The organism is Nocardioides daedukensis (assembly GCF_013408415.1).
Taxonomy (GTDB): domain Bacteria; phylum Actinomycetota; class Actinomycetes; order Propionibacteriales; family Nocardioidaceae; genus Nocardioides; species Nocardioides daedukensis.
The window spans coordinates 3,049,027-3,072,917 of sequence record NZ_JACCAA010000001.1 but is presented as its reverse complement, the minus strand read 5'-3'; the positions used below and the strand labels follow the sequence as shown (position 1 = coordinate 3,072,917).

Below are 23,891 nucleotides of genomic sequence, written 5' to 3'. Positions count from 1 at the left end.
GCTCCGGGTGTGGTCTAGGTTTCGTGGTGTGCAGCCCCAGGAAGAGCCCGTCACCCACGAGATCGGCAAGCGCACCTACATCGTTGCGCCGGTCGAGCCGCTGGACGTGGACGGCGTACGCACCCTCGAGGTCGGCACCGGCCTGTGGCTGCTCGGCTTCATCGCACTGCTGCCGTTCTATGGCAGCCTGCAGGACGACGGGCGCCTGTGGTGGCTGTGGAGCTGCTTGGCCGGGTTCGGCCTGGGCCTGTTCGGCCTGGAGTTCTGTCGTCGGCGACGTGCCCGACGTACCGGCTCCGACGACTGACCGATCAGGACCGCGGCGCGGAACCGGTCAGAACGACTCGAAGTCGTCCAGCGCGACGGTGTCGAAGACGTGGTCCGGCAGCGGGATCGGCTTCTGCTTCTTGGTCAGCTGGGCCTCGGAGTGTGCACCGCAACCGTGGTTGAAGGTCACCACCCGACCGTCGTCGTTGGCGCTGCCGTTCGCGCAGACACCGAAGGTCTGCGACAACGGTCCGGCGAGGCGGACCAGGAACGCACAGTTGTAGCAGTGGTCCGGCGCTGACTGGGCGATCGGCGCCTCGGGGCCACCGTCGCCGTCGTACCAGCGCTGGGCTGCGTCGTTGATCCCCTCGATGGACAGGGTGCGGACCCGACCCAGACCGAGATCGTCGGCGACCTGGCGGATCTGCGCGATGTCCTGGCTCGAGAGCGGGTCGATCCCGTCGTCGCCGACGAGGTAGGTCGGCACGACGCGCGGGTCGTCCTCCTCCAGCGGCAACAGGTCACCGGGCGAGAGGTCGCCGGGCTTGATCCGGTCCTTGTAGGGCACCCACGGCGGCGCGGTGATGGCGTCGGGACCGGGGATCAGCACGATCTCGTCGACGGTGATCTCGGCCCGATCGGCCGCGCTGGTCACGGTGACGGCCCAGCGCCAGCCGGCATAACCGGCCAGGCGGGAGTCGAAGAGGTGGGTGACCACTCGCTCGCCCTCGGTGCGTGCCTCGAGGTGGGAACCGATGGCCGCCGGAGCGATCTCGGACTCGAGCGCGCGACGGGCATCCGCGACGGCGTCGACCAGGACGGCGTCGGAGTTCAGGTGCGTTGTGGGAGTCACGGGTGGGATTGTGTCCCATCGCGGCCCCCACTGTCTTGTCGGGTTGGCATAATCGCCTCCACGGGACGGCTCGGCGTTCCGGAGACGGACCCAGGGAGGGACCCAACGTGGTGTCAGGGGGAACAGGCAGGATGGCACCATGAGTCAGCCGCCGACCGATCCGCACGGTCAACCCCGCTCCTTCGGCGAGGAGTCGGCGGGCGGCGAGGGCGAGCCCACGTCGTACGACGCCTCCCCCGGCCACACTCCGGGCGAGAACGCGGTCCGCTTCGCCAAGGCCGGCGCGACCGGTGTGAAGGCGGTGGCCCGCGGCACCGCCCGGGCCAGCAAGGCAACCGTGCGGGCAGCCCGCAGGGCCTCGCACGCCGACGGCGCCGGCGACTCCGGCCTCTCGCGGCTGATCGAGCTGCACGCCTTCAACGCCGCGGCCGACGCCGCCGTGGCGATCTCGCTCGCCGGCACCCTCTTCTTCCAGGTGCCGACCGGCGAGGCACGCGGTCAGGTCGCACTCTTCCTGGCGATGACCATGCTCCCGTTCGCGATCGTGGCACCCCTGATCGGCCCGTTCCTGGACAGGTTCAGCCACGGGCGCCGCTGGGCGATCGGCTCGACTATGGCGATCCGCGCCTTCCTGTGCTGGGTGCTGGCCGGAGCGGTGGTCACCAACTCGACCTGGCTGTTCCCCGCAGCGCTCGGCGTGCTGGTCTCCTCCAAGGCCTACGGCATCACCAAAGCGGCGGCCGCACCACGCCTCGTCCCCGAGGGCGTCACCCTGGTCAAGGCCAACGCACGCCTCGGCCTGGCCGGCGTGGTGGGCGCAGCCGTGTCGGCCCCGATCGCCGGGCTCGCCGCGACCTTCGGTCCCGAGTGGTCCCTGCGCTATGCCTTCCTGGTCTTCATCGCGGCCACGATCCTGGCGATCCTGCTGCCCAGGAAGGTCGACTCGGCGGCGGGCGAGGTGCACCTCGAGCTGATGCCCGGACCGTCGGCTCGGACCAACCCGAAGAAGCAGAGCCTGCGGGTCCCGTCGGCTGTCGCCTTCGCCCTGCGTGCCAACTGCGGGCCGCGGTTCCTCTCCGGCTTCCTCACCATGTTCATGGCGTTCCTGCTCCGGGAGAATCCGATCCCCGGCTGGGAGGACAAGCCCGAGCTGCTGCTCGGGGTGGTGATCGGTGCGGCCGGACTGGGAAACACCCTCGGCATCGCGCTGGCCTCGGTGCTCAGACGACTCAACCCCGCGATCACCGTGGTGCTGGTGCTGGTGGCAGATGCGGCCATGTGCCTGGTCGCAGCGCTGTTCTACGGGCTGATACCGCTTGCCGCCCTCGGTCTCACGGCAGGACTCTGCCAGTCCCTGGGCAAGCTGTCGCTGGACTCCACGATCCAGACCCACGTGCACGAACGGGTGCAGACCAGTGCCTTCGCCCGCTCCGACACGATGATCCAGCTCGCCTGGGTGGTCGGCGGCTTCGTCGGCATCGTAATGCCGCTGAATCCGCGGCTCGGCCTGGGCATCGGCTTCGCCTGCCTGGCCGCCTGGACCCTCTTCGTGCTGATCACCCGACCGGGGCGACGAGACTCCCGACCGACGCCAGAGGCCCCGCCGGTCGTTCCCGGCGAGGCCTACTGATTCCTACTGATTCGGCGGCTGGCCGAGCGCTCGGACTAATTGAACCGTGATCGGTCCGCTCAGGACTCGAGCTCGTTGGCGAGCGCGCGCAGCAGCTTGGCGGTCGGGGCCGCGGTCTTCGCCTCGGGGTGGCGACCACGGCGATAGGTCTCCCCCACGTTGTCGAGGAGCCGGATCAGGTCCTCGACGATGGCGACCATCTCCTCGGGCTTCTTGCGCTGTGCCTTCGACTGGTTGCGCGAGACGGAGGCCGGGGCGTCGAGCACCCGGACCTGCAGGGCCTGGTCGCCCTTGCGGCCCTGGGCGATGCCGAACTCCACCCGGGTGCCGGCCTTGAGGGCACCGGTGCCCTCGGGAAGGGCCTCGGCGCGCACGTAGACGTCAGGTCCCTCGGGTTGCGAAAGGAACCCGAAACCCTTCTCGGCGTCGTACCACTTCACCTTGCCAACAGGCATCGGCCTGACCTCTTCCATGCTCGTGCACTCGTCCGCGGGGCTCCGCGGCAGCAAAGCCTACGACTGCGGCTCACCGTTGGGCCAATGGGAATGCAACAGGTGGGACACACCTGGGGATCCGGGCGTACGACGTGGGTGGCGCGGCAGCATGGAACGGTGCCGATCGGGGTCGGAATTGGGTCGAAACCGGCCACGCGATCGGGTCACCTGTGAGAACCTAGGGCCCGTCACCGCGACGGCAGTGGCGCCCGGACCCGCGTCCGGTGCGCTCGGGGGCCTGTGGATGGTGAATTGAAAGGCGTCCGCATCGCTGTCACCATTGATGCTTTCGCTGTGACACATGAGATCTATTGGGGTTGTTGATGAAGCGAGGACTGATCGGCTGCGCGCTCGGCGCTGCGCTGATCCTCCCTGCCCTGTCCACCCTGCCCGCGACTGCCGACCAGGCGGCGCCCGGCGAGAACCTCTACATCCTGACCACGCAGGCCCCCGGCACTGCCGGCTATGACGGACCACTGAGCACGGCCGACTATCGCAGGTCCTTGGTCGCCGAGCAGGACGCCACGCTGGCGTCGCTCGGAATCGACCAGCCGGTCTATCGCTGGACCACCGCCCTGAGCGGTGTGGCCGTCGAGCTCGACACCGGCGACGCCATCCGCGCCTCGAGGATCGCGGGCTGGAGCATAGAGAAGGACACCGTCCGCTCGCTGGCCGGCGCCTCGAGCGACCCGACCTCCGCGCCCACGGGCAGCGCCTCGACAGCAAGCGCGTCCGCTGGTCGGGGCACCGTGATCGGGTTCGTCGACACCGGCATCTCCCCCGACTCCCCGGCCTTCGCCTCCACCTCGTCACTGGGTGAACAGCCCAGCCGTTTCCGTGGCCCCTGCCAGGCCGGCGAGGGATGGACCGCCCGCGACTGCGACGACAAGGTCAGCGGCGCTCGTTGGTTCGTGAAGGGCTTCGGCGAGGACCAGCTCCGTTCCGGCGCCTCCCTGTCCCCGCGCGACGACCACGGTCACGGCACCCAGGTCGCCTCGGTTGCCGCAGGAAACGCCGACGTCACCGCGCTGGCCGGCAACGAGAACCTCGGCACCTTCTCCGGCACCGCCCCCGGTGCCCGGATCGCTGCCTACAAGGCCTGCTGGACCGCACCGGACCCCGCCGACGACGGCTGTTCGACTGCCGACGTCGTGAGCGCCGTGGATCGCGCCGTGCGCGACCGCGTGGACGTCCTCAACCTCTCCATCGCCGGCGAGCAGGGCTTCGACGTCGTCGACCGCGCCACGCTCGGCGCAGCCGAGGCCGACATCGTGGTCACTGCGGCCGCGGGCAACACCGACGAACCGACCGGCAACGAGCAACCGTGGATGACCACCGTGGGCGCAGCCTCGGGTCGCGACCTCGGCGGTCAGTTGCAGCTGCCCGACGGATCGGCGATCACCGGTGTGCTCACCTCCCCCACACTTCCTCGCGCGGCGCACGTGGTCCGGGCCGCGGACGCGCCTGCACCAGGTCACACCCGCAAGCAGGCTCGCCTGTGCGCCCCCGGCTCCCTCGACGCGGCCAAGGTCGACGGCCGGATCGTGATCTGCGAGCGCGGCACCAACGCGAAGGTCAGCAAGTCCTATGCGGTCGAGCTGGCCGACGGTGTCGCGATGGTCCTGGTCAACGGAGCCGATGATACCTTGGGCGCCGACTTCCACTCGGTCCCGACGCTGCACGTCTCCGCCGAGGAGGGCAAGGAGCTGCTCGACGCTCTGCGGGACGACAAGCGCATGTCCCTGAGCATGACTCGAGCCCCCGGCACCCTCCCCGCGGGCCAGGTCCTGGACAACTCCTCGTCCGGTCTCGAGACCGGCACCGCTCTCAAGCCTGACCTGGTCGCCGATGGTTTCGGTGTCCTCGCCGCCAACTCACCCCTCGCCGGCAACCGCAAGTGGCAGCTGCTCAACGGCACCTCCGCGGCCGCAGCCCAGGTCAGCGGCCTGGCTGCCAGGGTGCGGGCGCGCCACAGGGACTGGTCCGCCGCGCAGGTCCGCTCCGCGCTGGCCACCTCGGCCGAGCCCGCCGCCGACGGTGCAGGGGTCCACCGGCAGGGCGCCGGCATCGCCGATGACGACGCCACCCGGCCCGGGCTGGTCCTCGACGTCGACCCCGCGGGGTTCCGGGCCGCCCTCGACAAGTCCGCGTCCCCGGACCTGGCCGACTACAGCCGGATCAACGTGGCGTCCGTCCAGGTCCCCGAGGCCACGTGGAACAGCCGGGTCCTCACCCGCACGGTCACCAACGTGGGCACCTCCAACATGTACTTCTCCTCCAGCGCGACCGGGTTCCGCCACCACGCGGTGACGGTCAGCCCCGCCGCCCTGAAGATCCCGCCGGGCGCGAGCCGTGAGATCAAGATCCGGATCCCGGCGCGCAAGACGGTGAAGCCCGACAGCGGCGTCGTCACCTGGCGTGGCGCGAACGGTACGTCGCTGCGCATCCCGGTCGCCATCACTCGCTGACCGCTCGCGGAGACGACCGCCGGGGGTACGGCGTACCGCCCCGCACGCCCGGCACGTGCAGGCCAGCACGTGCAGCCAGCACTTCCTGCACGCCTGGCCCAGCGTGTCCGGCCAGGCCAGACCAGTCCGCGCGACGTACGGCGCTGCGCCCCACACGTGACATCGGGTCCGTGGCGCTTGGGGCGAAATCACCGACGCCGGTGTGCAGCTGGGCTGCGCACCGGCGTCGGTCAGGAAAGGTTCGCCGAGTCAGGCATCACGCTTGTTGAAGGCGACCAGGCTGCCGATCATCAGGACCACCACGAAGCCACCGAAGACGATCAACCCGCCGCCTGCGCTGAGCGGGTTGTCGAACAGGTCGAGGTTGCGCTGGAACCCGTCCCCGGAATCGTCGATGCCGAAGTTCTGGATGATCCGTCCACCCGCGTTGAACGGCAGGAACCGGGTCGCATCCGTCACGCCGTCGTTGGTCATCAGGCCACCGAAGATCAACGCGATCAGCTTCACCATCGTCTCGATGCCCAGCGGCCAGAGATAGAGCAGCACCAGCGAGAACGTCTGGTGACGGATCAGCACCGTCGCGCTCATCACCAGCCAGGTCAGCAGCACCGTGTAGACGACCCGCTTGAGCAGCGCCAACAACAGCGCACCGATGTCGTACTGGAAGTCGAGGCCGCCGAACCAGATCAGCGTGAAGATCAGCGACAGCACGCAGCTCGCGATCACCGCCACCGCCACGAAGCCGGCGATGGTGATGTACTTCGCTGCCCACACCGCGGTCCGGTTGGGCACCGCAGTCAGGGTCGCGCGCATCATCCCGTGGCGATATTCGTGACCCCACGAGAGGATGCCGAGCACCGCGACGGCATAGGCCATCAGGTAGAAGACCGGGTCCACGTTGGAGAACTGGGTCATCCCGGCCTCGAGGAAGAAGCGCGACCAGTCCTCGTTGACCTCCCCGGTGAGCTCACTGGGCGTGAAGATCCGGATCATCATCGCGACCAGGAACGTGAAGCCGGCACCGACCGTGATCGCCAGTCCGGTGATCCACCAGGTCGAGCGCAGGGTGATCAGGCGCGTCCACTCATACCTCAGCGCGGCGATCATGCCTGGCCTCCATTGTTGCCGGGACCCTGCGGGCCGTGGGGGAAGTTCGGGGGCGGGCCCTGCTGGGGCTGCTGCTGGGGCGGTGGGCCCCAACCGGGAGGCGGCTGCTGCCCCGGCGGCGGGCCGGCCTGGCCGGGCGCGCCGTACATCGGACCTGCTTGGCCGGGAGGCGGACCTGCGTGGCCCGGAGCGCCGTACGGCCCGGGGCCGCCCGGCCCGTAGCCGGGACCGCCCTGGCCGGGCTGGGGTCCGCGGGGTGCCTGCTGGTGGGCCTGGTATTCCTCGCTGCCACCGGTCAGCTCCAGGAAGGCATCCTCGAGCGAGGCCTCCATCGTGGCCAGCTCGTGGATCCGGATCTTGTTCTCGAAGGCCATGTCGCCGAGCACGTCGCTGGGCAGGCCGACCACGCTCAGCTCGCCCTCACCGACGAGGTTGACCGAGCCGTTGCCGGCCAGCTTGGCCCCGATCAGGGCGGCCAGCTCGGAGGCCTGGGGGGTGCGGACGCGCACGTGGTTGGCGCTGGACTGCGCGGTGAACGCCTCGACCGGGCCGTTGGCGATCATCCGGCCACGGCCGATCACGACCAGCTCGTCGGCCATCAACGCCATCTCGCTGAGCAGGTGGCTGGAGACGAAGACCGAGCGGCCCTCGGAGGCCAGCGACTTGAGCAGGTCCCGCATCCAGCGGATGCCCTGCGGGTCGAGGCCGTTGGCGGGCTCGTCGAGGATCAGCGTGTGCGGGTCGCCGAGCAGTGCTGCTGCCAGTCCGAGCCGCTGCCCCATGCCGAGGGAGAAGGTCGAGGGGTGCTTGTTCGTGACGTCGCTGAGCCCGACGATGCTGAGCACCTCGTCGACTCGCGAGTCCGGGATCCGGTTGGGCGAGGCCAGCATCCGCAGGTGGTTGCGCGCGCTGCGGGTGGGGTGGAACGGCTTCGCCTCCAGCAGCGCACCGACGTGGCGCATCGGCTCGGCGAGGGTCACGAAGTCCTGGCCGTCGAAGAGGCAGGTGCCCTCTCCGCGGTCGAGCCCGAGCATGAGCCGCATCGTGGTCGACTTGCCCGACCCGTTGGGGCCGAGGAATCCGGTCACGGTGCCCGGACGTACGTCGAAGGACAGGTTGGAGACCGCGGTCTTGCCCTTGTACTGCTTGCCGAGCCCGCGGGCCTGGATCACTGCCATCGGTCAATCTCCTTCTGGAGGTCGATCATGAGCCTTCTCTGGTCACGTTCATTGAGCGGTCCCCGAACACGACCCGGTCGCCGTCCACCAGTGTGGTGGGCCGACCGGGCGCCAGCTCTCGGGACACGCCCTTGCGCACGAGGACCGAGCCATTGGTCGAGCCACGGTCGGTGACGACCAGGGCTCCGTCCGAGGCCAGGTGGAACTGCGCGTGGGTCTTCGAGATCGACATGTTCGAGGACTGCAGCGGTATGGCGTGCCGCACCGGCTCCCCGGGACGTGCCACGGGAGCGCGACCCACGATGCCGAGTCCCTCGACCACGAAGCTCTCACCCGAGTCGAAGGTGACCCGCCAGGTCATCGATGTCGCGGGACCGGTGTGCCGCCCGGCCATCGCCGGCCGGGCCTGCGTGCGCTGGGCGGGGTCGGGACCGGCAGGCGGAGCCGGCGGGGCGACCCGGCGGCCGGGCGCCTGTGGCGGGGTCTGCTGGTCCTGCCCGAACTGCTGGCTGGACTGCTGGTTGGGCTGCTGGCCGGGATGCTGGTTGGGCTGCTGGTTGGGGGCTCCCCCTTGGAACGCACCCGTGCCGGGCGGGGTCTGCTGCGAGGCCTGCTGCGGCGTCTGCGGGGCCGGACCGCTCGGGGCCGAGGGTGGGGGTCCCCAGCTGCGGCCCGTCGATGGGGGTTGCTGAGCCGGTGGCTGCTGGGCCGGTGGCTGCTGCGGCTGTTGTACCGGCTGCTGGGCCGGTGGCTGCGGGGCAAAGCCCTGCTGTTGGACGGGCCAGGGTCCCGGCTGCACCGGAACCTGTCCGGGTGCGGGTGCCGGGCCAGTCGCGGGCCCCCAGCCCGGTGCCTGCTGCTGATTCGGGCGCGGAGGTGTGCCCTGCTGGCCCATTCCCTGCTGACTGACTCCCTGCTGACTGGGCCCCTGCTGGCCGGGCTGGTTCGCGGGCGCGGACGGCGTACCGCCCGGGATCCGCACCTGGGATCCGGTGCCCGGGGAGGGTGCCGGGACCACGGGAGCGGCCGGGGCGCGCACCGGCATCAGCTTCATCGCGGTCAGGTTGACCACGTGCCGTGGCCGGTCCTCGGCCTCAGCCTCGATCACTGGCCGCGGGCGGGTGTCGATCACGATGGAACGGGTGACGTGGTCGTGCCAGCCGCGGCGCTCCCGGGTCCGGTCCTCGACTGCGGTCCACGCCAGCGTGGCCACCCCGAGACCGAACATCGGCAGCGAGCCGATGCCGACGATGAGAGAGCGCAGCATCGAGCGTGGGACGCCGATCGGCTCCCCGCCCTGGGGATCGACGACCTTGAGTCCGCGCATTGCCTTGCCAGGAGTACGGCCGGTGAGCCCGGTCTGCACCGCGAAGACGAGGCTGACCACGAGCACGCAGCCCACGATCAGGCCGATGCCGGGCCAGGGCTTGTCCTCGCGGAAGAAGAACCACCATGCTCCGGCGACGGCCGCGCCGAAGAGCGACCACGCGATGGCGCGGTCGATCGCGAACGCCTGGAACCGGCGCTCGGGCTCGGCGACCACCGCGGTCGGAGGAGGTTGGCTCATCGGGTGTTCCGGATCCCTCAGACGTTGGTGACCTGGATGGTCACCCCGTCACCCAGGTCGATGACGGCGCCGGGCAGCAGCTGTACGGCGATGCCGGGCTGGAGGTCCTCCGGGGAGAAACCGGGCTGGGTCAGCACGGTGCCGTTGGTCGACCCCATGTCGGTCACGATCGCGGAGCCGTGGTCGGCGCCGGAGCCGGGACGGACCTCGAGGTGCGTGGAGGAGATCTCCTGGTTCGGGCTGGTCACCGTGACCAGGCGAGGCTGGTCGGTCGAGGTGAAGCGTCGTGCCTCGGGAGCGCGACCGACCAGGACGGCACGGTCGACGTCGACGACCTCGCCGTCGGAGAAGGTCAGCCGGGCCACTGGCTGGGCGGTGACGCTCGGGGCCTGCGGCTGGCCGGGAATGCCGGGGTGCTGGCGTACGAACTGGTCGGGGTCGACCGACCCGGCGACGGTGTGCCCGTCGTGCTCGGCCTCGCCGGCATCCGACGAGTCGCCCCAGGCAGGTGCCTCGGACTGCTGCTCACCCCAGGCCGGAGCCGGGGCCTGTCCCCACGCGGGAGCGGCCTGCTGCTGCTCACCCCACGCCGGCGCGGCGGGGGCCGCTTGCTGCTCACCCCAGGCGGGTGCCGCGGGGGCGTCCTGGGCCGGCGGCTCCCAGATCGGGGGCTCGACGTGCTCGCCACCGGGGGCGAACGGGTTGCTCGGCGCCTCGGCGTTCTGTGCCGGTTGCTCACCGGTCTGCTCACCCCACGCTGGGGCCTGGGCCGGCTGCTCGCCCCACGCAGGTGCTTCCGCCGGAGCCTCCGCAGCCGGGGACTCACCGGTGGCTGCGTCACCACCGATCGAGGAAGCCACGGGAGCCACCGACTGGCCCCAGATCGGGGCGTCGTACTGTCCGGCGCCCTCGTCGATCGGGTCGGTGAGCGGGTCACCCTGGATGCCGGACGGCCCCTCGGCGGGCGCGGCGTCTGCGGCCTCGTCCTCGACGACGGGAATGTCGAGGACTGTTGCCTCGATGTCGTCCTCGGCAGGGGGTACGTCGTCTGCGGCGGCCTCGCCGGCAACGTCGTCGTCGGTGTCCACGGCAACGTCGTCAGCGGCGATGTCTTCCGCGGCACCTTCCTCGTCAGCCGCGTGCTCGTCAGCGGCCTGCTCGTCAGCAACGTCCACGTCAGCAGCGGCGGGGACCGGGTCCTCGTCGACCTGCTGCTCGGCAGCGACCTCCTCCGACAGCGCCTCCCCCTCGGCCTCTGCGGAGTCGTCGGCCAGGCCCGGCACGACGGCCAGACCGGCAACGTCGGCTGCCTCGTCCTCGACCGGCTCGGCGACCGGCTCCGCGTAGGGCGGCTGGTCGACGCGCGAGGCACGGACCAGGCCACCGAGGATCCCGTAGTCGACTCCGTCCTCGGAGTCCTCCAGGAGGAGCTGCAGGGACGTCACGTCGGAGAACGCACGCTCGACCCAGGTGGCAGCAGCGCCGCCGTCGACCTCGACGACCTCACCGCCCTCCCGGATCACCGAGGCGCGCGCGGCGCCGCGCAGGACGATGCGGGTCGGGTCCTCGGCGGTGCTGACCAGCACGAAGCCGGGCAGCGTCCGCAGCCCGGTGGCGATCAGCGCGTCGAGGAGCTCGTCGAAGCCTGCACCGGCGTCGACCAGCTCCCAGAGCCCGGCGACCCTCGACTTCTCGCTCTCGGGGAGCAGCACACTGGCGTGCTCGCCGAAGATGGCATACCAGCCACCGGGGCGGTAGGAACGGATGGCGTTCTGGTTCAGCTCAGTCACGGGAGTGCTCCCAATTTCTCTTCCAGGCTCACAGGTTCGGTGCGCGCACCGACCTCGGCCGCGGTCTCGGTCAATCCCACCACATCGACCACGATCGCCGTGGCGTTGTCCTCGCCACCCGCGGCAACCGCGGCTCGGACCAGCTCCTCGGCGGCATCGCGGGGGTCCTTGGTGGAGGAGACGATCGCCTCGATCGTCTCGTCGTCGATCATGCCGCTGACACCGTCCGAGCACAGCACGAGCCGCTCGGCGGAGGTCAACGGCAGCACGAAGAAGTCGGGGGCGCGCAGCACGGGCCCGCCCAGGGCACGGGTGATCACGTGCCGCTCGGGGTGGACGGCCGCGGCCTCGGAGTCGATCTCGCCCTTGTCGACGAGCTCCTGGACGAGGGAGTGATCCACCGAGACCTGGTCGAGCCGTCCGTCGTGCAGCTTGTAGATCCGCGAGTCACCGAGGTTGGCCAGGAGCCACTTGGCTCCCTCCTCGTCCTCGCAGAGCAGAGCAGCTGCGACGGTGGTGCCCGCATACCACTGCGCCTCGCCCTCGCCTCGGTTCTCGTCACCGTAGTCCTGGATCCGGCGCTGGGACTCAGCCAGCGCCTCCACGACGACCTCGGGCGCGTTGGCGCTGTCATAACCCTCGTGCGCGAGACGCCCGAACTCCTCCACGGCGATCGCGCTGGCCACCTCGCCGCCGTGGTGTCCGCCCATCCCGTCGGCGACGACGAAGACCGGTGACGAGGCGAAATAGGAGTCCTCATTGTGCGAGCGGACCCGACCGGTGTCCGTGGCCGCACCGCAATCCAGGTGAACCACGTCGATCCGCCTCCTCATAGTTCGGGCACTCCGCACTGGCGCGCGCCGACACAGTGCACACACGACACTAGTAGCGTGAAGAGGATGGTCGAAAACTTCCGGTCCCTCGCGGACCAACTACGCGCATGGCCCGAGGAGCGTCTCGTGCAGCTCCTGCACGCCCGCCCGGACCTGGCCACGCCTGCTCCTCACGACTCATCCCAACTTGCCTCCCGGGCGGCGACGAGGGCCTCGGTGCTGCGCGCCCTCGACCGATTGACCCAGGCCGAGCTCTCGACACTTCATGCCCTCGTGGGTGGCGCTGAAACACCGGATCCCGATTCGATCGCGTTGGGCCGGTTGATGGACCTCGCCCTGGTGTGGGAGTCGTCGAGCGGACCGCGCCTGCTGAGCGTGGTCGCCGAACTGTTGGCGCCTGCTGCGGCCACCGAGGAGCCCGCAGCGATGCCCGAGCTGGTCACCGGCGAGCGCGACGAGGCGATGGTCTCGCGAGCGGCCGCAGGGGCAGCGTTCGACGTCGTACGCCGGGTGGACCTGGTCCTGGACACCTGGGGCAACCATCCGCCGACGGTCCTGCGCACCGGCGGGCTGTCCGTGCGCGACCTGCGCGTCACCGCGACCCTGCTCCATGTCGACGAGCGCACCGCCGGATTCCTGGTCGAGCTGGCCGCCTCGGCCGGGCTCCTGGCCACGGCCTCGCCCGGCGACCTGAGCGAGTCCTGGATGCCGACCGACGCCTATGACTCCTGGCACCGCGCCTCGGCGGCAGAGCGGTGGACCACCCTGTGCCGGGCATGGCTGGGCAGTGCCCGGGTCAGCGCCCTGATCGGCGCCAAGGACTCCGCCGGCCGGGCGTTCAACGCGCTCGCTCCCGGCCTGGTCGACGTGCACATGATCGACACCCGCAGGCTCGCGCTGACCCAGCTGGCCACACTGGAACCCGGCGTCGTCCTGGCCTCGGGCACCGGAGTGCCTTCCGTGGTCGCGCGCGCCACCTGGCTGCGCCCCCGCCGCCCCGCCACCCAGGCCCGCCTGGTCGCCTGGTCGATCGAGGAAGCCACCCTGCTCGGCGTGATGGGCCTCGGCGGGCTCTCCGACTTCGGCCGCGCCCTGGTCGCCGGCGACGACCCGACACCCCTGCTCGACCCGCTGCTGCCCGAACCCCTGGACCACATCCTGATCCAGGGCGACCTGACGGCGATCGCGCCAGGCCCGCTCGAGTCCGCGCTGGCGGTGAAGCTGCAACAGCTCGCCGACGTGGAGTCCCGCGGCGGGGCGACGGTCTACCGGTTCTCGTCCTCGTCGGTACGCCGTGCCCTCGACGTCGGGTGGTCGGCGCACGAGCTCCACGAGTTCCTCTCCTCGGTCTCCCGCACCGAGGTGCCCCAACCGCTGACCTATCTGGTCGATGACACGGCGCGCACCTTCGGAACGCTCAGGGTGGGCTATGCGGAGGCGTTCATCCGCACCGATGACGCCGCCGAGCTGGAAGCCCTGCTGCGTGCCCGCGGCGCTGCCTCCCTCGGGCTGCGCCGGATCGCCCCGACGGTCCTGATCAGCACCACCCCGATCGACATCCTCCTGCCCCGGCTGCGCGACCTCGGTGCGGCTCCGGTGGTGGAGGCCCAGGACGGCACCGTGCACGTCGCCCGTCCCGACGTGCACCGCGCCCGCACCCCGAAGGCCCGAGCGGCCGGGCGCGACGCGGCCCGGGAGATGGCCCAGGTGACGCATGCCGTCAGCGCGATCCGCGCCGGCGACCGGGCCCGCGACGCCCGGCCAGAGGAGCGGGTGGCCACCACCCCTGCGGACTCACTTGCCCTGCTCAGGCAGGCGATCGAGGCCGGCGGAAGCGTGTGGATCAGCTATCTCGACAGCCACGGGACGGCCACCGAGCGCGTCGTCGACCCGGTACGGATCGAGGGCGGCCAACTGACGGCGTACGACCATCGCAGTGAGGACCAGCGCACCTTCGCCATCCACCGGCTCAACGCGGTCCGGGCCCTGGCCAGCTGACCGCTGCGCAGCGGCGTACGACGAACGCGGCGTGGCCCCGTCGCAGCCCTCTGTCTGCGCGGAGGTTCCTGACCGCGGCACCCGCGCGTGCACGCCATCCGTAGACTCGTGGCATGGACGTCGTTGGATATGCCGAGGCCGCAGCCGGTCTGCTGAACGCAGACCTGGCCGATGCCGATGCGCTGATCGACTTCCTCGAGGGCCGCGAGTGGCTGCACCGCCAGATCGTCGACAAGGACATCCCCGCGCTGCGAAAGTTTCAGACGCAGTTGCGGCCCGTCTTCGAGGCAGCCGAGAACGACGACCCGCAGGGGACGGTCAACGGGCTCAACGCGCTCATGGAGCGGCACCCGATCACGCCCCGGATCTTCGAGCACGCGCCGGGCAAGCTTCAGCTGCACGTGGCCAACAAGGCCTCGACCGTCTCCGACCTGATCATCTCCGAGTCGTTGCTCGGGCTGGCCAACCTGGTCTGCGACCTGGGCGCCGCGCGCCTGGGGATCTGCTCGGCCGCCAAGTGCGATCGCGTCTATGTGGACACCTCGCCCAACCGTTCGCGCCGCTACTGCTCGGACCGGTGCTCCTCGCGTGCCAACGTCGCCGCCTACCGGGCCCGGCAGCGGGCCGCGGCCACGGGCTGAGCGCGCGACAGCCCCACAGGAGGACGTCTCGGGGAGCGATCCGTAGGCTTGCCGGGTGAATGGCCCGCTGATCGTCCAGTCCGACAAGACCCTCCTGCTCGAGATCGACCACGAGGATGCGGCCGAGTGCCGCAAGGCGATCGCGCCCTTTGCGGAGCTCGAGCGCTCCCCCGAGCACGTGCACACCTATCGGCTCACTCCGCTGGGCCTGTGGAACGCGCGCGCTGCCGGCCACGACGCCGAGCAGGTCGTCGACGTCCTGTTGAAGTACTCCCGCTATCCGGTGCCGCACTCGCTGCTGGTCGACGTCGCCGAGACGATGTCCCGGTTCGGGCGGCTGCGACTGGAGAAGCACCCCGTCCACGGACTCGTACTGGCCTCCAACGACCGTCCCGTGCTCGAGGAGGTGCTGCGCGCCAAGAAGATCAAGGGAATGATCGGCGACCGGATCGACTCCGACACCGTGGCCGTGCACGGCTCCGAGCGCGGCAACCTCAAGCAGGCGCTGCTCAAGCTGGGCTGGCCGGCCGAGGACTATGCGGGCTATGTCGACGGCGAGGCACACCCGATCTCCCTCGCCGAGGACGGCTGGGAGCTGCGTCCCTACCAGTCCGAGGCAGCCGAGTCCTTCTGGCACGGCGGCTCCGGGGTCGTCGTACTCCCCTGTGGCGCCGGCAAGACCATCGTCGGCGCCGCGGCCATGGGCCACGCCCAGGCCACCACCCTGATCCTGGTCACCAACACCGTCTCCGCGCGGCAGTGGAAGAACGAGCTGATCAAGCGGACCTCGCTGACCGAGGACGAGATCGGCGAGTACTCCGGCGCGATGAAGGAGATCCGACCGGTCACCATCGCGACGTACCAGGTGCTCACGCTGAAGCGGAAGGGCGCCTATCCGCACCTCGAGCTCCTCGACGCCCGCGACTGGGGCCTCATCGTCTATGACGAGGTGCACCTGCTGCCCGCGCCGATCTTCCGGATGACCGCCGACCTGCAGGCGCGGCGCCGGCTCGGCCTGACCGCGACGCTGGTGCGCGAGGACGGCCGCGAGGGCGACGTGTTCTCGCTGATCGGCCCCAAGCGCTATGACGCCCCGTGGAAGGACATCGAGTCGCAGGGCTGGATCGCGCCTGCCGACTGTGTCGAGGTGCGGGTGACCCTGCCATCCTCGGAGCGGCTGGCCTATGCCACCGCGGAGCCCGAGGAGCGCTATCGGTTGGCCGCGTGCACCCACCACAAGATCGACGTCGTACGCCGTCTGGTGGCGCAGCACAAGGGTCAGCCCACGCTGGTGATCGGGCAGTACATCGACCAGCTCGACGAGCTCGCCGCCGCGCTCGATGCACCGGTGATCAAGGGCGAGACCTCGGTGAAGGAGCGTCAGCGGCTCTTCGAGGAGTTCCGTTCGGGTCAGCTCGACCTGCTCGTGGTCTCCAAGGTCGCGAACTTCTCCATCGACCTGCCCTCTGCCGAGGTCGCGATCCAGGTCTCCGGGTCCTTCGGCTCACGGCAGGAGGAGGCGCAGCGTTTGGGTCGCCTGCTGCGCCCGAAGTCGGAGGGAAAGTCGGCGCACTTCTACACGATCGTCTCGCGCGACACGGTCGACGCGGACTTCGCGCAGAACCGGCAGCGGTTCCTTGCCGAGCAGGGCTACGCCTATCGGATCATCGACGAGGACGACCTCTGATCGCACCGATGTGTCGTCTGTAGGCTCGCCCGGTGACCCCGTACGACGCCCCCGTGGCGCACCCCGCGCGCAAGCGACCCCGCCGAGGCCTGCTGATCCTGATCGTGGGTGTCGCCCTCGTGCTGCTCGGAGCCGCCGCCGTGGTGTTCGTCCTCCTCGATCGCGACTCGGACCACCCCGACGAGTGGGACTCCCGGGTGGCCGACCTGATCCCGATCGTGGAGAAGGAGCGTGGCCTGGAGTTCGAGCACCCGGTCCACGTCGACTTCCGTTCCGAGAAGGACTTCCGCAAGGACATGACCGCCGATGAGGGCGATCTGACCCAGGAGGACAAGGACGAGCTCGACCAGACCTCCGGGCTGCTGCGTGCGTTGGGCCTGCTGAAGAGCGACGTCGACCTGTTCAAGGAGATGAACGCGCTCACCGGCGACGGAACCCTGGGGTTCTACTCCTTCGAGGACAAGCGGATCCGGGTGCGCGGCGACAAGATGACGCCGGCGGTCACCAAGACCCTGGTGCACGAGCTGACCCACGCCCTGCAGGACCAGCACTTCGACCTCGGCAAGAAGTTCGATGAGCTGGACGAGGACAAGGAGGGCACCGCCGCGGCCGTCTATCGCGGGCTCGTCGAGGGTGACGCCTCCCGGATCGAGTCGGCATACGTCGCCTCCTTGCCGGCCAAGGAACAGGAGTCCCTGCAGAAGTCCCAGGAGACCGATCAGGGCGAGATGCTCAAGAAGCTGGACAAGATCCCGCAGATCCTCGTGGTCCTGATGAGCACGCCGTACGCCCTCGGGCAGCCGCTGGTCACCTTGGCGGCCGCCGAGGAGGGCAACAAGTCCGTCGACAAGATGTTCGGTGACCCGCCGAGCACCGAGGAGCACCTGCTCGACCCGTGGACGTGGGTCAACGACCAGGAGCCGGCGATCAAGGTCGACGAGCCCAAGGTCCCCACGGGCGAGAAGGAGTTCGACTCCGGTGAGTTCGGCGCGCTCTTCCTCTACCTGGTGCTCGCCGAGCACCTTCCGCTCACCGACGCGCTCGAGGCCGCTGACGGTTGGGGCGGTGACCACTACGTCGCGTTCGAGAAGGACGACAAGACCTGCATCACCTCCGACTTCATCGGTGACTCCGACAAGGACACCGCCGAGATCGACTCGGCGCTGACCAGCTGGAGCAAGGCGCTTCCGGACGGTGCTGCGCAGGTGACCAGGAATGGCAAGACGGTGCGGCTCGAGTCCTGCGACTCCGGTGACGACTCGCGCCTGGGCTCGGACTCCTCCCAGGAGGCTCTGCAGCTGGTCACCGTGCGGTCCTCGCTCGGCGCCCAGCTGCTGCAGTCGGGCGCTCCGGCAGCGATGGCGCAGTGCTACTCGGCTGCCCTGGCCACCGAGTACTCCGTCGAGCAGCTGACCGACCCCGAGTTCGGCGTCGGAGATCCCGAGGTGATGGGGCGGATCCAGGAGCTGGCAACCACCTGCCAGTAACTCCCCTCGCTCCACGCCACCCCCCGCTCTCGCTGACCCGTCGTGAATTCACGTTCTGAGCGGGGCAGACGGGGTGAATTCACGACGGGTCGGCGCAGGGGGTGGCCCGCAGACGGTGAATTCGCGACGGGTCAGCGCAAGGTGGGGCCCGCGGAATGTGAATTCACGACGGGTCGGGGTCAGGAGTCGAGGAGGAGTCGCCAGGAGCGCACGTGCCCGGCGTCGACATAGGCCTTGTACGACGCACCCGGGCGCACCTGCCGACCGACGTGCACCTGGCGCACCCCCGCCCGCGCCAACCACGGCACGTGCTCGGGCAGCAGTCCGTGCCCGGGCAGCATCAGGGCGGCACTCTCCGGCGAGGCCTGGGCCTGGGCGAGCAGGTCCTCATAGCCGTGCGAGAGACCCTGCGGCGAACCGGAGGCGAGTACGGCGTCCAGCCCCGGGATGCCGTGCAGCCGGCGCCAGGCCCGACGCGAGTCGAGGCACGCATCGACGGCCTCGTGGAACGTCCACGGGATTCCGGTGATCGCCTCGGCCAGGGCCGTGCAGGTGCCGGTGTCGACCTCGAGATCGGAGTCGAGGAAGCCGAACGCGACCCCCTCCGCACCCAGAGCGACGTATTCCTGGGCCAGCCCGACCAGTCGGGTGAACTCGCCACCGGTCGTGGTCCAGGAGTCGTTGAGCCGGAGCATCACCCGCACCGGCAGGTCGCTCTCGCGCAGCAGCGCCGAGGCCTCGGTCAGGTCGGGCGACATGCCTTTGGCGCCGGTGAGCAGCAGCCGGTCCGCGCCACCCTCCTGGGCACCGAACACGTCGCGCGGGCCGTGGACCGCGATCTCGAGCAGCAGGCTCATGGTCGAACCCTATGTGCAGCCCGCGCCCGGACACGGCATTCCGCACACAGCATTCCGAGCACGGCCTTCCGGGCACTGCATTCCAAGCCAGCATCCGCTCAACACGAGCCGCGATCGATCAGCGATCCTCGAACTGCGCCCAGAGCGTGTAGCGGTCCGAGCGATACAGGGTGCGCGAGACGCCGAGGGTCTTGTCGTCCCTGACCGCGCGACGACTCACCCGCAGCGCCGCCGACCCGACCGGTACGTCGAGGACGGCGGCGTCCTCGGCACCGAAGAGCTCGGCGCTGATCGCGTCCTCGGCCCAGGTCGGTCGCAGACCACGTTGCGCGAGTGCGTCGTACAGGCTCTCCGGCAGCCCCGTCTCCAGGAAGCCGGGCACCAGGACCTCACTGAGCCAGGTGTTCTCGACCGCGATCGGTACGCCGTCCGCGGTGCGGACCCTGCGCCAGCGCAGGACCGCGTCGCCCTCGGTCAGCCCGAGCGCGCGGGCCACGCCCGGGCCCGCCTTCTCGCGGCGTGCCACGAGCGTGCGCGAACCGGGCTCGAGGCCGCGTGCTCCCATCTCATCGGTGAAGCCGCGCAGCTGCCCCACGTGCGCCCGGGGCTCGGCCACGAACGTTCCCTTGCCGCGCACCCGCACCAGCAGGCCCTCGGCGACCAGCGACTCGATCGCTTGGCGGACCGTCATTCGGGCCACCCCGAAGCGGGACACCAGGTGACGCTCGGACGGCGCGGGCGCACCGATCGGACGATCGGCGATGAACTCGCGCAAGTAGTCGCGCACGACTACGTGCTTCAGCGTCGTTGTACGCCGATCCCCCACGGATCCTGTCACGGGAAAAGTGTAGGGATCTCGAGGGCCGGCGGTCCGCGGTTCTGCGAATCCGCCCGCGGTGACTACTCGGTCGCGATCGCCGTCAGCACGTCCAATCGGGCCGCACGCCGGGCCGGGAAGACCGCGGCCAGCACACCGAGCACGGCCGAGCCGATCACGAACCCGGCGAGCAGTCCCCACGGGATCGACAGCTCGGTGAGGCCCTGGTCGGTCAGCGCCTTGACCAGGGTGGACCCGAAGATCACACCCATCACCAGCCCGAGCACCGCGCCGAACACGGCAACGACGACCGATTCGAGCCGGATCATCGTGCGCAGCTGGCGTCGCCCGAGACCGACCGCCCGGAGCAGCCCGACCTCGCGGGTCCGCTCGATGACGGAGAGGCTGAGCGTGTTGACCACGCCCAGGATGGCAATCACCACCGAGAGGCCGAGCAGACCATAGATCATGTAGAGGAACTGGTTGATCTGCGCCTTCTGCTCCTCGGCGAAACCTTCCGGGTCCTTCACGGTGACCGTGGGCAGCTCGTCGGTGATCGCCTCGATGTCCTTGCGGACCGCGTCGTTGTCGGCATTGTCGGCGAGGTTCACGAAGACCATCGCGTCAAGCGGGACCTGGCCGCCCTTCTCCAGGGTGTCCGGGGAGACGATGAAGTCACCCGGGACTCCCCCGGCCGCGAAGATCACCGCCACCTCCAGCTCCTGGGCGCCGGCCTGGAAGGTCATCGGGAAGCTCTTGCCGACCCGATAGCCGTACTTCTCTGCCTGGTTCTCGCTGACGGCCACCTTGCCGGGCCCCAGGTCGGAGACCGACCCGTCGATGACCTCGAGGTTGAAGGCGCTGGCCATGTCCTTGGGATCGATCCCGAGCACGAACGCCGACCCGTTGCCGATCTCCGGATAACCGGTGCGCATCGAGGTGACGCCCTCGACGCCGTCGACCTTGCGCACCTGGGCGGCGATGTCGGGCGAGAACGGCTGGCCGACGACGTTCGAGATCACGAACTGGGAGGTCAGCGTCTCCTTGATGGCCTCGTCGGTGCTGGCCGAGGCCGACGCACCGAAGATCGACATCATCGACATCAGGGCCAGCCCGATCATCAGCGCGCTGGCGGTGGCCGCCGTACGTCGTGGGTTGCGCAGCGTGTTCTGTGCGGCGAGGTTGCCCACTGTGCCGAAGAGCCGGCGATAGATGACGCCGAACAGGTTGAGCAGCGGCCGCCCGAGGATCGCGCTCATCAGGGAGACACCGACCAGGACCAGCAGTGCACCGAGACCGATCAGGGAGAGGCCGAGGCTGCCCTCGCCCATGAACCCGAAGACCATCGAGGCGGCGCCGGCCAGCACCAGCACGGTGCCGACCACCAGGCGCCGGCGCAGGGTCGACTCCGGCATCGCCACGTCGTCACGCAACGCGGCCATCGGCGGGATCCGCGAGGCCCGGATCGCCGGGGTCACCGCGGCGACGGCGGTGACGACCAGGCCCACGGCGTAGGCCCAGAAGATCGTGGACGGCGAGATCGAGAAGACCGCCGAGCCGAGGTCGAGCCCGAACGTCGCGAAGAGCTCGCGCAGCCCCATCGCGAGGAGATAGCCCAGTCCCAGGCCGAAGGTGGAGCCGACCACCCCGACCGCGAGCGCCTCGGCGATCACCGAGCGGTTGACCTGCTTGCGGGATGCGCCCAGTGCCCTCAGCAGCGCGAGCTCACGGCTGCGCTGCGCGATCAGGATCGAGAAGGTGTTGATGATCAGGAAGATCCCGACGACCAGGGAGACCCCGGCGAAGACCAGCAGGAAGGTGGTCAGGAAGCCCATGATCTCGTCCAGGCTGGCCTTGTTCTTCTCGACGTACTCGTCGCCGGTCCACGCCTTGACGCCCTCGGGCAGCACCGCCTGGGCCCGGTCGGCCAGCTCGCGCTGGCTCACCCCGTCCTCGGCGTTGAGCGAGATCGCGTTGTAGGCGTCCTTGCCGTCGAGGAAGAGGTCCTGCATGTACGTCGCCTCGAGCAGAGAGAGCGTGGCGCCGTTGGTGCCGCCGGCGCCGAACTCCACCAGACCCACGAGCTCGGCCTCGACCTTGGGGGGCGTGGCGCCGGTGACCAGGGTGACGGTGTCACCGATCTCGTAGCCGGCCTTGTCGGCGGTGTCGACGTCGAGCGCCACCTGCTTCGGTCCGTCGGGCATCCGGCCCCGGTCGACGGTGAGGATCGGCTTGCCGGTCATCGACCGGGCCGAGGTGGGGTTGAAGGCGAGTCCGGGCGGGCCGTTGCCACCGATCACCTTGCCCTTCGTGTCGAGCACGAAGACCGACTGGAGCGAGATCATCGGGTGCACCGACTCGACGCCCTCGAGCTGCTCCAGCTCGGCGACCACGGAGGCCGGGATCGTGCGGTTGTCCTGGGCGGAGTCGAAGTCCCCTGCCCCGTCGTAGGCGATCTCGACGTCCGCGGTGGAGCCCTCGATGATGTCGTCGAACGTGCCGCCCATGGCGTCGGTGAAGATCAGCGTCCCGGCCACGAACGCGACGCCTAGGACGATCGCGAAGCCGGAGAGCGCGAGCCGGACCTTGCGGGCAAGCAGGTTGCGCCAGGTCACCTTCCACATGGCGCTCAGCCTCGCGCTGACCGCGGGGCGGCGGCATCGGAGGATGCCGGCCCTGTGGGCACAGGTGCCTCGTTCGCGAGCTCCTGCATCTTGGCCAGGATCTGGTCGCGGTCGGGGTTGCGCAGCTCGTCGACGATCTTGCCGTCGGCGAGGAAGACGACGCGGTCGGTCCAGGCGGCGGCGACCGGGTCGTGGGTGACCATGACGATGGTCTGTCCGTGCTCGTCGACGCTGCTGCGGAGCAGTTGCAGCACCTCGGCACCCGAGCGGGAGTCGAGGTTGCCGGTCGGCTCGTCGGCGAACACGATGCTCGGGCGGCTGACCAGGGCGCGGGCGACGGCGACGCGCTGCTGCTGGCCTCCGGAGAGCTCGTTGGGCTTGTGCGCCAGTCGCGAGCCGAGGTCGACGGTGGCGATCACCTGGTCGAACCACGCGCGGTCCGGCTTCTTCCCCGCGATCGAGATCGGCAGGGTGATGTTCTCCTCCGCGGTCAGCGTGGGGACCAGGTTGAAGGACTGGAAGACGAAGCCGATCTCGTCGCGGCGCAGCCGGGTCAGCGCCTTGTCGTTCATCCCGGACAGCTGGTGCTCGCCGATCTGGACCGACCCACTGTCGGCGCGGTCGAGGGCTGCGCAGCAGTGCATCAGGGTGGACTTTCCGGACCCGCTGGGGCCCATCACGGCGGTGAACTCGCCGGCGTGGATGTCGAGGGTGACGTCGTCGAGGGCCCGGACCTCGGCCTGCCCCACGCCGTAGGTCTTGACCAGGTTCTGCACCCGGGCTGCCGGCGCGGCCGTCCCGGTCGATGCGCGAGTTGTCATGGCGACAAACCTAGGCGATCCGGACCGGTGCGGGGCAAGTGCTTTGCCACCGGTTCCGGGGCGACTCAGGGTGAACCCCGACACCGGCAATATTGATCGAACGCGTGTTCGATCAACTGCTAGGCTGTCGCACATGAGCGTGCAGTTCCAGGCAAGCCTCTTCGATGCCGCACAGACCACGACGCCGGCGCTGACCGGCCTGGCGAGCACCCGGCGTACGCCGCTGTCCGCCGGCGCGTGGATCGACATCCGGCCGAACTGGGTGAGCGGTGCCGACGACGTCTTCGCCGCCCTGGTCGACGACGTGCCATGGCGCGCCGAGCAACGCCAGATGTGGGACAAGGTGGTCGACGTCCCGCGACTCGTGCACACCTACATGCCCGGCGACCCGCTCCCCCACGCCCTGCTCGACGACGCGCGCGACGCGCTCTCGGACCACTACGCCGACGAGCTGGGCGAACCGTTCGTGTCAGCTGGATGCTGCTACTACCGCGATGGCCGTGACTCGGTGGCCTGGCACGGTGACGACCTGGGTCGCGGACGGCACCAGGACACCATGGTCGCGATCGTCTCCTTCGGCGATCCGCGACGGCTCCAGCTGCGCCCGCGCGGCGGCGGGACGTCGGTCTCGTTCACGATGGGCCACGGCGACCTGCTGGTGATGGGCGGATCGTGCCAGCGCACCTGGGAGCACGCCGTGCCGAAGACCGCGCACGCCGGTCCCCGGATCTCGGTGCAGTTCCGGCCGCGCAACGTCTTCTGAGCGACAGGC

At 70.0% G+C, this 23,891-nt stretch carries 19 protein-coding genes; 8 read left to right on the top strand and 11 right to left on the bottom strand.

Going from position 1 to position 23,891, the window contains the following annotated elements; genetic code table 11:
* The first annotated feature begins 28 nt into the window (after nucleotides 1-28).
* Entirely contained in the window at nucleotides 29-307 is a 279-nt protein-coding gene (locus BJ980_RS15035) for a DUF2530 domain-containing protein (protein ID WP_343047828.1), read from the top strand.
* A 27-nt stretch (nucleotides 308-334) separates the two neighbouring features.
* Here BJ980_RS15035 and BJ980_RS15030 read toward each other — a convergent pair whose 3' ends face one another.
* Nucleotides 335-1,120, bottom strand: a complete 786-nt coding sequence (locus BJ980_RS15030) for a DUF3027 domain-containing protein (protein ID WP_343047827.1) — start codon at nucleotides 1,118-1,120, stop codon at nucleotides 335-337.
* Nucleotides 1,121-1,259: 139 nt separating this feature from the next.
* Here BJ980_RS15030 and BJ980_RS15025 point away from each other — a divergent pair, with 139 nt between their 5' ends.
* Complete coding sequence (locus BJ980_RS15025; RefSeq protein WP_179503039.1) at nucleotides 1,260-2,750, top strand: MFS transporter; 1,491 nt, start codon at nucleotides 1,260-1,262, stop codon at nucleotides 2,748-2,750.
* Between the two features lie 59 nt (nucleotides 2,751-2,809).
* Here the strand turns inward: BJ980_RS15025 and BJ980_RS15020 are convergent, their stop codons facing one another.
* The gene (locus BJ980_RS15020) at nucleotides 2,810-3,205 is read right to left on the bottom strand and encodes a cold-shock protein (RefSeq protein WP_179503038.1); all 396 of its coding nucleotides are present in this window, start codon (nucleotides 3,203-3,205) and stop codon (nucleotides 2,810-2,812) included.
* A 362-nt stretch (nucleotides 3,206-3,567) separates the two neighbouring features.
* Here BJ980_RS15020 and BJ980_RS15015 point away from each other — a divergent pair, with 362 nt between their 5' ends.
* Nucleotides 3,568-5,712, top strand: coding sequence for a S8 family serine peptidase (locus BJ980_RS15015; RefSeq protein WP_179503037.1), 2,145 nt, complete (start codon nucleotides 3,568-3,570; stop codon nucleotides 5,710-5,712).
* 249 nt (nucleotides 5,713-5,961) lie between these two features.
* Here the strand turns inward: BJ980_RS15015 and BJ980_RS15010 are convergent, their stop codons facing one another.
* The 5 genes from BJ980_RS15010 to BJ980_RS14990 are packed head-to-tail and all read right to left on the bottom strand — an operon-like array spanning nucleotide 5,962 to nucleotide 12,169.
* A complete protein-coding gene (locus BJ980_RS15010; RefSeq protein WP_179503036.1) occupies nucleotides 5,962-6,819 on the bottom strand; it encodes a hypothetical protein in 858 nt (285 codons plus the stop codon).
* Nucleotides 6,816-7,997 (bottom strand): ABC transporter ATP-binding protein, encoded by a 1,182-nt coding sequence (locus BJ980_RS15005; protein WP_179503035.1) that lies wholly within the window; start codon nucleotides 7,995-7,997, stop codon nucleotides 6,816-6,818. Before BJ980_RS15005 ends, BJ980_RS15010 begins: the two co-directional genes overlap by 4 nt.
* Before the next feature lie 25 nt (nucleotides 7,998-8,022).
* Nucleotides 8,023-9,564: an RDD family protein gene (locus BJ980_RS15000; RefSeq protein ID WP_179503034.1), complete on the bottom strand. Its 1,542-nt coding sequence runs from the start codon at nucleotides 9,562-9,564 to the stop codon at nucleotides 8,023-8,025.
* Between the two features lie 17 nt (nucleotides 9,565-9,581).
* Nucleotides 9,582-11,354, bottom strand: coding sequence for an FHA domain-containing protein (locus BJ980_RS14995; RefSeq protein WP_179503033.1), 1,773 nt, complete (start codon nucleotides 11,352-11,354; stop codon nucleotides 9,582-9,584).
* The gene (locus tag BJ980_RS14990) at nucleotides 11,351-12,169 is read right to left on the bottom strand and encodes a PP2C family protein-serine/threonine phosphatase (RefSeq protein WP_343047826.1); all 819 of its coding nucleotides are present in this window, start codon (nucleotides 12,167-12,169) and stop codon (nucleotides 11,351-11,353) included. Before BJ980_RS14990 ends, BJ980_RS14995 begins: the two co-directional genes overlap by 4 nt.
* A gap of 144 nt (nucleotides 12,170-12,313) precedes the next feature.
* Between BJ980_RS14990 and BJ980_RS14985 the strand changes: the two genes are divergently transcribed.
* The 4 genes from BJ980_RS14985 to BJ980_RS14970 all read left to right on the top strand — a co-directional run bounded on the left by BJ980_RS14985 (nucleotide 12,314) and on the right by BJ980_RS14970 (nucleotide 18,000).
* The gene (locus BJ980_RS14985; RefSeq protein WP_343047825.1) at nucleotides 12,314-14,185 is read left to right on the top strand and encodes a helicase-associated domain-containing protein; all 1,872 of its coding nucleotides are present in this window, start codon (nucleotides 12,314-12,316) and stop codon (nucleotides 14,183-14,185) included.
* Between the two features lie 113 nt (nucleotides 14,186-14,298).
* Nucleotides 14,299-14,826: a CGNR zinc finger domain-containing protein gene (locus BJ980_RS14980; RefSeq protein WP_179503030.1), complete on the top strand. Its 528-nt coding sequence runs from the start codon at nucleotides 14,299-14,301 to the stop codon at nucleotides 14,824-14,826.
* A 55-nt stretch (nucleotides 14,827-14,881) separates the two neighbouring features.
* Entirely contained in the window at nucleotides 14,882-16,513 is a 1,632-nt protein-coding gene (locus BJ980_RS14975) for a DNA repair helicase XPB (RefSeq protein WP_179503029.1), read from the top strand.
* 32 nt (nucleotides 16,514-16,545) lie between these two features.
* Complete coding sequence (locus BJ980_RS14970; protein ID WP_179503028.1) at nucleotides 16,546-18,000, top strand: hypothetical protein; 1,455 nt, start codon at nucleotides 16,546-16,548, stop codon at nucleotides 17,998-18,000.
* A 179-nt stretch (nucleotides 18,001-18,179) separates the two neighbouring features.
* Here the strand turns inward: BJ980_RS14970 and BJ980_RS14965 are convergent, their stop codons facing one another.
* The 4 genes from BJ980_RS14965 to BJ980_RS14950 all read right to left on the bottom strand — a co-directional run bounded on the left by BJ980_RS14965 (nucleotide 18,180) and on the right by BJ980_RS14950 (nucleotide 23,119).
* Nucleotides 18,180-18,857 (bottom strand): copper homeostasis protein CutC, encoded by a 678-nt coding sequence (locus BJ980_RS14965; RefSeq protein ID WP_179503027.1) that lies wholly within the window; start codon nucleotides 18,855-18,857, stop codon nucleotides 18,180-18,182.
* A gap of 118 nt (nucleotides 18,858-18,975) precedes the next feature.
* A complete protein-coding gene (locus BJ980_RS14960; protein ID WP_343047824.1) occupies nucleotides 18,976-19,695 on the bottom strand; it encodes a GntR family transcriptional regulator in 720 nt (239 codons plus the stop codon).
* A gap of 62 nt (nucleotides 19,696-19,757) precedes the next feature.
* Complete coding sequence (locus BJ980_RS14955; protein ID WP_179503026.1) at nucleotides 19,758-22,298, bottom strand: ABC transporter permease; 2,541 nt, start codon at nucleotides 22,296-22,298, stop codon at nucleotides 19,758-19,760.
* A 5-nt stretch (nucleotides 22,299-22,303) separates the two neighbouring features.
* On the bottom strand, nucleotides 22,304-23,119 hold the full coding sequence (locus BJ980_RS14950) for an ABC transporter ATP-binding protein (RefSeq protein ID WP_179503025.1): 816 nt from the start codon (nucleotides 23,117-23,119) through the stop codon (nucleotides 22,304-22,306).
* A gap of 133 nt (nucleotides 23,120-23,252) precedes the next feature.
* Here BJ980_RS14950 and BJ980_RS14945 point away from each other — a divergent pair, with 133 nt between their 5' ends.
* Complete coding sequence (locus BJ980_RS14945) at nucleotides 23,253-23,882, top strand: alpha-ketoglutarate-dependent dioxygenase AlkB (RefSeq protein WP_179503024.1); 630 nt, start codon at nucleotides 23,253-23,255, stop codon at nucleotides 23,880-23,882.
* Nucleotides 23,883-23,891 lie beyond the last annotated feature (9 nt).

Coding starts and splice junctions, on each gene's coding strand:
- BJ980_RS15020 (WP_179503038.1), bottom strand. CDS start 3,205: ATGCCTGTTGGCAAGGTGAAGTGGTACGACGCCGAGAAGGGTTTCGGG.
- BJ980_RS14950 (WP_179503025.1), bottom strand. CDS start 23,119: ATGACAACTCGCGCATCGACCGGGACGGCCGCGCCGGCAGCCCGGGTG.
- BJ980_RS14945 (WP_179503024.1), top strand. CDS start 23,253: ATGAGCGTGCAGTTCCAGGCAAGCCTCTTCGATGCCGCACAGACCACG.
- BJ980_RS14980 (WP_179503030.1), top strand. CDS start 14,299: ATGGACGTCGTTGGATATGCCGAGGCCGCAGCCGGTCTGCTGAACGCA.
- BJ980_RS15000 (WP_179503034.1), bottom strand. CDS start 9,564: ATGAGCCAACCTCCTCCGACCGCGGTGGTCGCCGAGCCCGAGCGCCGG.
- BJ980_RS15025 (WP_179503039.1), top strand. CDS start 1,260: ATGAGTCAGCCGCCGACCGATCCGCACGGTCAACCCCGCTCCTTCGGC.
- BJ980_RS14955 (WP_179503026.1), bottom strand. CDS start 22,298: ATGTGGAAGGTGACCTGGCGCAACCTGCTTGCCCGCAAGGTCCGGCTC.
- BJ980_RS14965 (WP_179503027.1), bottom strand. CDS start 18,857: ATGAGCCTGCTGCTCGAGATCGCGGTCCACGGCCCGCGCGACGTGTTC.
- BJ980_RS15015 (WP_179503037.1), top strand. CDS start 3,568: ATGAAGCGAGGACTGATCGGCTGCGCGCTCGGCGCTGCGCTGATCCTC.
- BJ980_RS15010 (WP_179503036.1), bottom strand. CDS start 6,819: ATGATCGCCGCGCTGAGGTATGAGTGGACGCGCCTGATCACCCTGCGC.
- BJ980_RS15005 (WP_179503035.1), bottom strand. CDS start 7,997: ATGGCAGTGATCCAGGCCCGCGGGCTCGGCAAGCAGTACAAGGGCAAG.